Source organism: Saccharothrix sp. CB00851, from assembly GCF_001905065.1.
In the GTDB taxonomy this organism is placed as follows: domain Bacteria; phylum Actinomycetota; class Actinomycetes; order Mycobacteriales; family Pseudonocardiaceae; genus Actinosynnema.
The window spans coordinates 151,407-163,151 of sequence record NZ_LWLC01000056.1; the positions used below are offsets into that span (position 1 = coordinate 151,407).

Below are 11,745 nucleotides of genomic sequence, written 5' to 3' on the forward strand. Positions count from 1 at the left end.
GGAGGCGTGACAGCGGAGCGTGAGCAGGTCGCGTCAGTAGGTGTCGTGGTCGGCGTGCTGGGCAACCTGGAAGTCCGCTCGGGTGACATGCCGGTGCCGGTCGGGCACGCCCGGCAGAAGTCGGTGCTCGTGGTGCTGGTCACCGAGGCCGACCGGGTGGTGCCGCCGGATCGGCTGATCGAGCGGATCTGGGGCGAGCACGCGCCTGCCCGGGCGCGGTCGGTGCTGCGGACCTACCTGTCGAACCTGCGCCTGGCGTTGGCGCCAACCGGGATCACGATCACCTGGCGTGACACCGGCTACCAGGTCACGGTTGAGCCGGACCGCGTGGACGTACACCGCTTCCGCGGCCTGCTCACCCGGGCGCGCGACAGCGACGACCCGCGCAGCGCCCTGGCGCTGGTCGAGCAGGCGCTGGCCTTGTGGCGCGGTGAGCCGTTGGCCGAGCTGGACACCCCGTGGGCGCAGTCGGTGCGCGAGCACCTGCACCGGGAACGGAACGCAGCCGAGGCCGACCGGATCGACTGGGCCTTGGACTGCGGCCGGCACGGCGAACTGCTGCCCGAACTGACCACGCGCACCGCCGAAGACCCGTTGGACGAACGCCTGGCCGGGCAGCTGATGCTGGCGCTGTACCGCACCGGCCGCCCCGCCGACGCACTGGAGCTCTACCGGCGCACCCGTCAGCGGCTGGCGGACGAACTCGGCACCGACCCAGGACCGGCATTGCAGCAGCTGCACCAGCGCATCCTCACCGCGGACCACGCCCTCACCCTCCCCGAGATCGATCCCACGCCCGAACAGGACACCAGCCGGGTTCCGCCACCCCGCCAGCTACCGGTGGCACCGGCGCCGTTCGTCGGCCGGCACAACGAGCTGGAACGCCTGGACGCCGCGCAAGGCGACGCCTCCACGGTGGTCATCTCCGCTCTCGCCGGCGCGGGCGGAATCGGTAAGACCTGGCTCGCACTGCACTGGGCTCACCGCCACGCCGACCGGTTCCCCGACGGGCAGCTGTTCGTCGATCTGCGCGGCTTCAGCCCCGAGGGCGAGCCGCTGAAGCCGGCCGTGGCGGTCCGCGGGTTCCTCGACGCCCTCGGGGCCGATCCCGGCCGAATCCCGGTCGACCTCGACGCGCAGGCGGCGCTGTACCGGAGCCTGGTCGCCGGGAAGCGGATGCTCGTGGTGCTGGACAACGCCGCCACCGCCGACCAGGTCGCGCCTCTGCTGCCCGGCACGCCCACGTGCACGGTCCTGATCACCGGCCGCACGACGTTGGCCTTGCTGATCGACCGCCACGGAGCCCACCACCTGCAACTGGGCATCCTCAGCCGCGAAGAGGCACACGCGCTGCTCGCTGGGCGCATCGGCGGAGAACGAGTGGCCGCCGAACCCGACGCCGCCGGGGAACTGGTCGACCTCTGCGGCCGCTACCCGCTGGCACTGTCGATCATGGCCCGCTACGCCTCCACCCGCCCGCACGTCCCACTGGCCGAGTTCACCGCCGAACTGCGCGAGCTGGGCCTGGACATGTTCGACAACGACGACCCGGCCGTGAGCCTGCCCGTCGTGCTGTCCTGGTCCCTGCGCGGCCTGACCGACGAACAACGCACCACGTTCGCCCTGCTCGGCATCGCTCCCGGGCCGGACATCGACCTGCCCGCCGCAGCTTCCCTTACCGGCCTGCCCATAGCACAGACGCGCAAGATCCTGCGCGCACTGGAGGAGCACTCCCTGCTGGAGCGTCGCCCGCATGACCGCTACTCGATGCACGACCTGATCCGCGCCTATGCCACCACGACAGCCCACAACGACCTCCCGCAATCGGTGCGGAGGGCGGCGCTGGACCGGGTGGTGGACTTCTACCTGCACACTGCTTACACCGCCGACCACCACCTGTACCCGCACCGCGGGACCATCCCGATCGGCCCACCGGCTGTCAGCGCCTACCTCCACCCTTTGCCCGACCATCCGACTGCGCTCGCCTGGATGGACACCCATCACGCCCATCTGCTGGCCGCGCAGCACACTGCCGCGGCCCACCGCCGCCACCAAGCCGTCTGGCACTTCGCGTGGTTGCTGGGCGCCTTCCACCAGACGCGAGGTCACCGCGACGACGACTTGGCCGTATGGCAGGCCGCGTTGAATGCCGCCGCCCACTTGCTTGATCCCTCCGCCCGCATCCGCGCCCACCGGTTCCTCGGCCGCACCTACATCGGGCTAGGGCAGCACGACGAGGCCATCGGGCACCTGCACCAGGCCCTCGTCCTGGCGGAACACCACCACCACTCCCTCGAGCTGGCTCTCACCCACCACGTCCTCGCGCGGGCGTGGGGCCAGCGGGGGGACGACCGGCAGGCTCTGAGGCACGCCCGCCATGCCTTGAACGAATGCCGCGGCCTCGACCAGCCGGCATGGGAAGCCGACGCGCTCAACACGGTCGGCTGGTATTCCGCCCGCCTGGGTGACTACGACACCGCACGCGACCATTGCCAGGCCGCCCTCACTCTGCACCGACGCCACCGACACACCCACGGCGAGGCGTACAGCTTGGACAGCCTCGGCTTCATTGACCATCACACCGGCCGGCACCACCAGGCCATCGACCACTACAACCACTCCCTCAGCCTCCGCCGTACCTTCGGCTACACCTACGAGGTTGCGGAAAGCCTTGACGCGCTTGGCCATCCCCACGCCGCCCTCGGCCGACACGACCTGGCCCGCGGGATCTGGCAGGAAGCCCTGGAGCTGTACCGGCAACAGGGGCGCGACGCCGACGCTGAACGCGTCCAGCGGCAGCTCGACGACCTCGACAAGACTGCCGACGCCGGTCAGGCCAACGCCTGAGCCGTCCTCAGGGGCGCAGGAATGTGCTCGCGGCGTGTTGGGCGAGTGCGGTGCCGGCGGTCAAGCCGCTGTCGGCGTCGAACTGGTAGTGGACGCCGAGGTAGACCCGGCTGCGGGCGTTTTCCCGGGCGGCGGCGCTGAAGGTGGTGAACGTTCGGGTGACGCCGACGGCGTGGAGGTCTTCGGTGGTGGCGGTGAATGCGATGTCGTCGGTGCCGAAGTAGGCCTTCATGGCGCCCGCCCAGGCGCCGGCGAAGGTCGCGTGCCCGGAGACGTACGCGGGGAAGGGCGGTGAGAACCGGTTGCCGTCCTCGTCGGGTGACAGCGGTCGCCAGGACGTATCGGCGGTGGTGGCGGGGTTGCCGTCGGTGTCGGCGAGCCGGATGGCGGTCTCCGGTCGCCACAGGTCGATGGCGGTCTGGTACTTGGCGTCCCACGCGACGATGCCCGCGTCGGCCATGGTGAGTGCGACCAGCGCGAACAACCTCGCCTTCTCCGGCGTGCCCAGTCCGCGTTGCTCGGCGACGATCCGGGTGTGCGCGAAGAGTTGGCCCGGCGGCTTGTAGCTGTCGTCGAGGTCGTTCGCCCAGAAGTGCGCGATCCGGGTCTGTTCCGCGGTGCGCGTGGTGGATGTCGCGCTGCCCAAGCTCTCGACCTCGTTCACCTGCGCCGCGTACTCCGGGCTCGCCAGCAGTTCGGGCAGGGTGGCGTACCCGCCGGGCAGGGGCGGCCGGAATTGCGCCGCGGAGGTGGCGGTGAACATCTTCACCTGCCCCCAGTGCGGCGTCGCCGCCTCGGGACGTCCGGTCGGTCGCCATTCACCGGGCTCTGTACCGGCCTGGTAGGCGGTGGTGTCGCCGGAGCCGTCGTCCGCCCGTGCGGCGATCATCGCCGCGGCGGCCGCCTGACCAACGGCCCGGCCGTTCCCGCTGTCCGCGGCCCCGTCCAGGGCGTCGGCGAGGTCGTCGCTGAACTCGACCCCGGGGAAGGCGGCGACCAGGGTGTCGTGCGCGGCATAGGCGATGGCGTGCCGCACGGACGCGTCGGGCGCCGTGGTCCTGTAGAGGTAGGGCTGTCCGATGGGCGTGATGGAGTTGACCGCGTCGTAGATCGCCGCGTACATCATCGCTCCGCCTCTGGCCATCGGCGTGGGAGCTCCGCCTTCGTCTCTGAAGACCTCCAACAGCACGTCGTTCCAGAACAGGACGGGATCACTGACGGGCGCCGCAGCCGCGGGCTGCGCCACACCGGCCAGAGTGCCCCCCAGGGTCAGCGTCGCCAGGGTCGCCAAGCCCAGCCGACGCCGTGCCGTGATCCGGCTCATCTCACTCCTCATGTGCGGTCTCCCCACTTTTCGACCGGGAACACCACCTGCTCGGTGCACGGCCGGGCTGTGTGGTGATCAGTTGGTCTCCTTGCGACGACCACCGTCACGACACCGGGTTCAGCACCCGCCCAATCCGCGTTGAGTCGCCTGGTCACGTTCGGTACACAGGAAAAGTGACGGGGGAGAGTGAGCAGGTCACACCGGCGGGTATCGCGGTCGGTGTGCTGGGCAATCTGGAAGTCCGCGTGGACGACGCTCCGGCGCCGATCGGGCACGCCCGCCAGAAGGCGGTGCTGGTGGTGCTGTCGATGGAGGTCAACCGGGTGCTGCCGGTGGACCGGCTGATCGACTGGGTCTGGGGCGAGCATCCGCCCGTCCGGGCACGGTCGGTGCTGCGGACCTATGTGTCCAACCTGCGGCGGGCGTTGGCTTCGACCGGGATCACGATCACCTGGCGCGACACCGGGTACTCCTTGACCGCCGAGCCGGACCGCGTGGACGCGCACCGTTTCCGCCGCCTGCTCACCCGGGCTCGCGACAGTGACGACCCGCGCCTTGCGCTGGCGCTGGCGGACGAGGCGCTGGCGCTGTGGCGGGGTGAGCCGCTGGCCGAGTTGGACACCCCGTGGGCGCAGTCGGTGCGCGAGCACCTGCACCGGGAACGAGCCGCGGCCCAGGCCGACCGGATCGACTGGGCGCTGGAGTGCGGACGGCACGGCGACCTGGTGCCCGAGCTGACCACACGACTGGCCGAGAACCCGCTGGACGAGCGCTTGGCCGGGCAGGTGGTGCTGGCGCTCTACCGCGCAGGCCGCCCCGCCGAGGCACTGGAGCACTACCGCCGGACCCGACAGCGGCTGGCGGAAGAACTCGGCACCGACCCCGGCCCTGCCCTGCAGCAGCTGCACCAACGCATCCTCACCGCCGACCCCGCCGTGACCCTCCGGTCCGTCGACACACCCCCTCCGGCGGCGACGCCCCGCCAGCTGCCGGCCCCGCCGGCGCCGTTCGTCGGCCGCGACGACGAGTTGAACCACCTGCACAGCGCACTGGACGCCTCAGGAGAGGCGACCACGGTGGTGATCTCCGCCCTCGCCGGCGCGGGCGGCATCGGCAAGACCTGGCTCGCCCTGCACTGGGCCCACCGCCACACCGACCGCTTCCCCGACGGGCAACTGTTCGTCGACCTGCACGGCTTCAGCCCCACCAGCGACCCGGTGGACCCGGCAGTGGCGGTGCGCGGGTTCCTCGACGCCCTCGGCGTCGACCCCGGCCGCATACCCAGCGATCTCGACGCCCAGACCGCGCTGTACCGCAGCCTGGTCGCGGGGAGGCGGATGCTGGTCGTGCTGGACAACGCTGCGACCACCGAGCAGGTCGTCCCCCTACTACCCGGCACATCCACCTGCACCGTGCTGGTCACCGGCCGCACCAGGCTCGCTGCGCTGATCGACCGGCACGGCGCACACCACCTGCCCCTGGGCGTCCTGGACCGCGCCGAGGCACGCGCCCTGTTGACCGCGCGCCTGCCCGCTGACCGCGTCGCCGCCGCGCCCGACGCCGTCGACGAGCTGGTGACGCTGTGCGGGGCCTACCCGCTGGCCCTCGCGATCACCGCCCGCACCGCCGCCACCCGCCCCGCCATCCCGCTGACCGAGATCGCCGCCGAGTTGGGCGCGCTCGGGCTGGAGGCGCTCGACCACGACGACCCCGCTGCCAGCCTGCCCACCGTGCTGTCCTGGTCCCTGCGCCACCCCACCGACACCCAACGCGTCGTGTTCGCGCTGCTCGGGATCGCGCCGGGCCCCGACACCACCTCGCCCGCCACCGCCGCCCTCATCGGCCTGCCGGACGGCCCCGCCCGCAGGGCGCTGGCCGCGCTGGAAGAGGCCTCGCTGGTGGAGCGGCGGCCGGGAGGCCGGTACGCGATGCACGACCTGGTCCGCGCCTACGCCGCCACCACCGCCCACGACCTGCCCGACGACCTGCGGGAGACGGCACTGACCCGGGTGGTGGACTTCTACCTGCACACCGCCCACGCCGCCGACCGCCTCCTGAACCCCCACCGCCCGCTCGCGCCCCTCGACCCGCCGGTACCCAGGGTCCAACCGCACCCGCTGCCCGACGCCGCGGCCGCCCTCGCCTGGTTGCAGGCGGAACACGCCACCCTGCTGGCCACCCAGCGCACCGCCGCCACCCTCGGTCGCCACCACGCCGTTTGGCAACTCGCCTGGAACCTGCACACCTTCCACGACCGGCGAGGGCACCGGCACGACGCGCTCACCGTGTGGCAGGCGGCCCTCGACGTCGCCGAACACCTACCCGACCCCGCCACCCGCAGCCGCGCTCACCGACACCTCGGCTACGCCTGTGCTCAGTTGGGCCTGCACGAGCAGGCCACTGGACACCTGGAGCGGGCCCTCGCCCTGGCCGCGCACCACCACGACCCTGACGAACAGGCACTCACCCACCAGGCACTGGCGCTCGCCTGGGAACGAGCAGGGGACGACCGGCGGGCCCTGGACCACGCTCGACACGCCTTGGACCTCCACCGCACTCTCGACCAGCCGGCGTGGGAAGCCATCGCTCTCAATCTGGTGGGCTGGTACACCGCGCGCCTGGGCGAGTTCGACACTGCCCATGACCACTGCCACGCCGCCCTCACCCTGCACCGACACCACCACAACCCCGAAGGCGAGGCGAACACCCTCGACAGTCTCGGCTACATCGCCCACCACACCGGCGACCATCGCCACGCCCTCGACTACTACCAGCAAGCCCTCACCCTGTACCGCACCCTCGGCCACACCTACCAGGTCGCGGAAACCCTCGACGACATGGGCCACCCCAACGCCGCGCTCGATCACCACGAGCAGGCCCGCGCCGCGTGGCGGGAGGCATTAGAGCTGTACCAGCAACAAGGCCGCAACACCGAAGCTGAACGGGTTCAGCAGCAACTCGACGACCTCGACAAGGCCACCGATGTCGGTCGGGGCACGCACGAGCCGTGATCCGCCGCGAAGGAAGCGTGTTGTGCACAGGTGCGCCGACTGCGGTTTGGCCCGTCGCCGCGTGAAGAGTGCCAAGGGGTGGGTCTTGTCGGGTGCAACGCTTGCCGAGAAGTTGGTCGCGCGCCTGGGTCCTCGGCACCCGGTGGCCGCCGTCGCCGCGGTTTCGCCCGCCGGGACTTCGGTGGCGAGCGTGGGCGCGTCCGCCGACGCCGACTTCGAGATCGGCTCGATCTCCAAGGGGATTACCGGCTTGCTCTACGCCGTCGCGCGGGAACGTGGCGAGGTGGGGTCGTCCACCACGCTGGGCGACCTGCTGCCGCTGGCCGGCACCCCGGTGGCCGGGGTGACGTTGCCCTCGATCACCACGCACCGCTCGGGCCTGCCGAGCCTGCCCGCCGCGGCCTCGCCACCGCGCAGGTCGTTGGCGCTGTCGCTGCACGGCACGAGCCCGTACGGCGAAACGCGCCGGCCGGCGTTCGGCGACCCCCGCTCCGCCTGTCGCGGACCGGGGGTCGGGAGGTCGTTCGGAGGAGGTCACCGCAGTGCGGTGAAGAACGTCCGGATGTCGTCCACCAGGATCTCCGGCACTTCCAGTGCGGCGAAGTGGCCGCCCTTGTCGAAACGGCTCCAGTGGACGATGTTGGAGTTGTCCCGTTCCGCGAAGACCTTGATGGTCTGGAAGTCGTCGGCGAACACGGCCACGCCGGTCGGGGCGGCGTTCACCGGGGTGGGCTCGTCGGCGGGGGCGGCCGCGTTGTCGAAGTAGGCGCGGGACATGCCCGCGGCGGCGTTGGCGAACCAGTTGACGGACACCTCGGTGAGGATGGTCTCCAGCGGCACCAGGGACGTGCCGTTGCCGAAGGAGTTGAACAGCTCGCTGTAGGCGAGCAGCCCGATCGGTGAGTCGCTGAGCCCGGCCGCGACGGTCTGCGGCCTGCTGGCGTTCATGGTGTTGTAGCCGCCGACCTTCTGGAACCACTGCATGTGCTCAAGGCCGGCGTAGTCCCGCGGTTCGAGTCGTTCGAACTCCGCGGGGTCGCCCGACGGGAACGAGAACAGTTGCAGCACGTGCAACCCCAGGAAACCCTCCGGGGCGAGGATGCCGAGTTCACGGGCCACCATCGCGCCGTTGTCGGAGCCGTGAACGCCGTAGCGCTGGTAACCGAGCCTGCGCATGAGGGTGTCGTAGGCGCGGGCCACGCGGGCGGTGGTCCAGCCGGATTCGGTGACCGGGCTGGAGAAGCCGAAGCCGGGTGCGTCCGGCACGACGACGTGGAACGCGTCCTCGGCGCGCCCGCCGTGGGCGACGGGGTCGGTGAGCCTGCCGATCATGTCGAGGTAGTCGACCGACGAACCGGGGTAGGTGTGCGCGAGCAGCAGCGGCGTCGCGCCCTCGTGCGGCGACTCGACGTGGATGAAGTGGATCGGCTGGTTGTCGATCTCGGTGATGAAGTGCGCGTGGGCGTTGATGCGCTCCTCGGCGGCCCGCCAGTCGAACGCGCGCCACGCCGCCACGGCCTCCCGCAGGTAGTGGTTGGGGGTGCCGTGCTCCCAGGTGTCACCCGGCGCCGGCTGCGGCAGGCGGGTGCGGTCGAGGCGGTCGGTCAGGTCGTCCAGCTCGGCCTGCGTGACCTCGATGCGGAAGGGGCGGATCTCCGTGTTCGTCATGACACAGACGTTAGAGTGCATATAGGAAAAGTTCGTTCCTATAAGACGGAGGTCGTCGCAGTGACCGCGGACACATCGGCGCGGCTCCTCGCGCTCCTGGCGCTGTTCCAGTCCCGTCCGTCCTGGAGCGGCACCGAACTCGCCGACCGGCTGGGCGTCACGACCCGCACCATCCGCAACGACGTGGAGCGCCTCCGCACGCTCGACTACCCCGTCGAGGCCACCCGCGGCGCGACGGGCGGCTACCGGCTCGGAGCCGGCGGCAAGCTACCCCCGCTGCTCCTGGACGACGAGGAAGCGGTGGCCGTGGCGATCGGGTTGCGCGCCGGCCGCGGCATCGCCGGCCTGGAGACCTCCAGCGCCCGCGCGCTGGCCAAGCTCGAACAGGTCCTGCCGCCACGCCTGCGCCCGACGGTGGAGGCGCTGGCCTCGGTCATCGACCACGCGCCGGAGAACAACGACACCGACGCCCCGGACCCCGAGGTCGATCCCACCGTGCTGCGCACCATCGCGACCGCGATCCACGACGTCGAGTGGTTCCGCTTCGACTACCGCGACACCTCGCTGCTGGTCGAGCCCTACCGCCTGCTCGCCTGGAAGCGACGCTGGTACCTCGTGGCCCGCGACCCGTCCAGTGGCGAGTGGGACGTCTACCGGGCGGACTGGATCACGCCACGCATGCGCACCCACCGCCGGTTCGCCCCCACCGCCCTCCCCGACGACGACTACACGAGCTTCACCATGCGCCGGGTCGCGACCACCGGCTGGCAGGTGCACGCACGCCTGCGGGTCGACGCGCCGGCCCAGGCCGTCCTCGACCGGATCCACCCGGCCGTCGGTGTGGTCGAGACGGTCACCGACACCACCTCGGTCCTCGTCACCGGCGCCGACTCGCTGGACACGATCGCCGCCTACATCGGCATGCTGGGCATGGACTTCACCGTCGAGTCGCCCAGCGAGCTCAGGCCACTGCTGCGCACCCTCGCGGACCGCTACGCCCGCGCCTGACGACCGGAACCACCCTGGGAGGTCGTGGGCCCGAGGGGGTGCCGAGGAGCCGCGCGGACCGGCTGAACACACGGTCGGCCGCAGGAGAGTGCGTTGGTAGCTGTCTGGGCTAGAGTGGCGGTGGCTGCCAGGAAGCCACCGGTCCGCGGGAATGGGCTCAGCCCACCTGGTGCGTGCACCACGTGTTCACCTTCGCTCTCCTTTCGGCCTGACCGCGCGGACATCAGGCAGACGAAAGGAGATCATCGTGCCGACCCTGGGCCTGCCCGACCGCCCCCACCTCGACGGCTTCCGCCGGCAGGCCCGTGCCTTGCAGCGGGCCGTCCGGGCCGGTGACCCCGACGCCGCCGCGCGGGTGGCCCGTCACCACCCCGGCGTCCTGCCCGACCAGGCCGGCGGGTTCCAGCTCAGCGCCGCGCAGGTGGTCGTCGCTCGTGAACACGGATTCGCCGGCTGGCCCCGGCTGGTGCGATACCTGGACACCGCGGCCGAACACGGCTGGGACACCAGGCTCGGCGCGCAGCCCGCGGCCGACCCGGCGGAGGAGTTCTGCCGCCTCGCCTGCCTGACCTACAGCCGTGAGGACGGGCCGGAACGCTGGGCGCGGGCCCGTCGGCTGCTGGCCGAGCGTCCCGAGCTGACCAGCCGCGACATCTGGGCCGCCGCGGCGGCCGCGCGTCCGGACGACGTCGGCCGGTTGCTCGCGGAGCAGCCTCGGCTGGTGGCCGAGCGCGGTGGCCCGTTCCGGTGGCGGCCGCTGTTCTACCTCGTCTACTCGCGGTTCGACCAAGGTGCGCCGGCCGAACGCGTGCTCACGGTCGCCCGGCAACTGCTCGACGCCGGCGCCGACCCGGACGACGGCTACCTCTTCGACGGCCTGCCGTCGCCGTTCACGGTGCTGACCGGGGTGTTCGGCCACGGCGAGCTCGGCCCACGACGTCAGCCCCGCCACCCGCACTGGCGGGCGTTGGGCCGGCTGCTGCTGGAGGCCGGCGCCGACCCCAACGACGCCCAGACCCTGTACAACAGGATGTTCGAGCCGGACGACTCGCACCTGGAGCTGCTGTTCGACCACGGGCTCGGCACCGGCGACGGCGGTCCGTGGAGGACGCGGATCACCGAGCTGGACACACCCGCGCGGATGCTGCGCGTCCAACTCCGCTGGGCGGTCGAGCACCACCGACCCGCCCGCGTGCGGCTGCTGGTCGAGCACGGCGTGGACTTCCACTCGCCGTTCGAGGACGACGGGCCCGCGTGGAGTCCCGGCGACGGCCGGACACCGGTCGAGCTGGCCCGGCTCAACGGTGACGTGGAGATCGCCGACTACCTCGTCGCCCGGGGCGCCACGCCACCCGACCCCGATCCCGTGCGCGACCTGATCGCCGCGGCGTTCCGCGCCGACCGGTCCACCCTGGACCGAGTCCGCGCCGAGCATCCCGACGCCCTGGCGGAAGCCCGCCGCGGCCGCCCCGGGCTCATCGTGTGGGCGGCGACCCACGCCTCCGTCGAGACGGTCACGTTGCTGGCGGAGCTCGGCTTCGACGTGAACGCCTACGGCCGCGGCGACGCGCCGGTCGAACAGGCGTGGGAGACCGCACTGCACCACAGCGCGATGGCCGGCGACGTCGAGCTCACGCGTCGGCTGCTGGACCTGGGTGCCGACCCCGACCTCCGCGACCGGCGCTTCGACGCGACCCCGCTCGACTGGGCCCGGCACTTCCACCAGCTGCCGACCGCCGACCTGCTCGGACCGGTCACCGCAACCAAGGCGAGCGGCGAACGGTAACGCTGACACGCCGCCGGGCGTTGTCGCTGGTGGAAGGTGTCGTCCTGCGGTGACGCCGCGGGCGTCAGGTGGACGGAAGGTTGTGGCCTTCCGTCCAC

Annotated in this window: 7 protein-coding genes and 1 pseudogene; 5 read left to right on the forward strand and 3 right to left on the reverse strand. The window is 71.8% G+C overall.

Annotation, left to right across the window (positions count from 1 at the left end; genetic code table 11):
- Positions 1–6: 6 nt before the first annotated feature.
- On the forward strand, positions 7–2,847 hold the full coding sequence (locus A6A25_RS37870) for an AfsR/SARP family transcriptional regulator (protein WP_338013253.1): 2,841 nt from the start codon (positions 7–9) through the stop codon (positions 2,845–2,847).
- 7 nt (positions 2,848–2,854) lie between these two features.
- Here A6A25_RS37870 and A6A25_RS37875 read toward each other — a convergent pair whose 3' ends face one another.
- Complete coding sequence (locus A6A25_RS37875) at positions 2,855–4,183, reverse strand: vanadium-dependent haloperoxidase (RefSeq protein WP_198932998.1); 1,329 nt, start codon at positions 4,181–4,183, stop codon at positions 2,855–2,857.
- 164 nt (positions 4,184–4,347) lie between these two features.
- On the opposite strand from A6A25_RS37875, the gene A6A25_RS37880 reads away from it, so the two are divergent.
- Positions 4,348–7,185: an AfsR/SARP family transcriptional regulator gene (locus tag A6A25_RS37880; RefSeq protein WP_241829134.1), complete on the forward strand. Its 2,838-nt coding sequence runs from the start codon at positions 4,348–4,350 to the stop codon at positions 7,183–7,185.
- Positions 7,157–7,528: pseudogene (locus A6A25_RS37885) on the forward strand (hypothetical protein); the annotation flags it as partial. The gene A6A25_RS37880 and the pseudogene A6A25_RS37885, both read left to right, overlap by 29 nt.
- On the opposite strand, the gene A6A25_RS46090 reads toward A6A25_RS37885, so the two are convergent.
- Together A6A25_RS46090 and A6A25_RS37890 are read right to left on the reverse strand one after the other, a co-directional pair.
- On the reverse strand, positions 7,441–7,629 hold the full coding sequence (locus A6A25_RS46090) for a hypothetical protein (protein WP_241829144.1): 189 nt from the start codon (positions 7,627–7,629) through the stop codon (positions 7,441–7,443). The pseudogene A6A25_RS37885 and the gene A6A25_RS46090 sit on opposite strands and share 88 nt — an antisense overlap.
- A gap of 90 nt (positions 7,630–7,719) precedes the next feature.
- Positions 7,720–8,853, reverse strand: a complete 1,134-nt coding sequence (locus A6A25_RS37890; protein WP_073898707.1) for an epoxide hydrolase family protein — start codon at positions 8,851–8,853, stop codon at positions 7,720–7,722.
- A gap of 60 nt (positions 8,854–8,913) precedes the next feature.
- On the opposite strand from A6A25_RS37890, the gene A6A25_RS37895 reads away from it, so the two are divergent.
- Together A6A25_RS37895 and A6A25_RS37900 are read left to right on the forward strand one after the other, a co-directional pair.
- Complete coding sequence (locus tag A6A25_RS37895) at positions 8,914–9,861, forward strand: helix-turn-helix transcriptional regulator (RefSeq protein WP_073898709.1); 948 nt, start codon at positions 8,914–8,916, stop codon at positions 9,859–9,861.
- 247 nt (positions 9,862–10,108) lie between these two features.
- Positions 10,109–11,647, forward strand: coding sequence for an ankyrin repeat domain-containing protein (locus tag A6A25_RS37900; protein WP_073898711.1), 1,539 nt, complete (start codon positions 10,109–10,111; stop codon positions 11,645–11,647).
- Positions 11,648–11,745: the final 98 nt, after the last annotated feature.

What these genes read in the sequence shown, in the direction of transcription:
- A6A25_RS37890 (WP_073898707.1), bottom strand. Translation starts at nt 8,853, where the DNA reads ATGACGAACACGGAGATCCGCCCCTTCCGCATCGAGGTCACGCAGGCC.
- A6A25_RS37875 (WP_198932998.1), bottom strand. Translation starts at nt 4,183, where the DNA reads ATGAGGAGTGAGATGAGCCGGATCACGGCACGGCGTCGGCTGGGCTTG.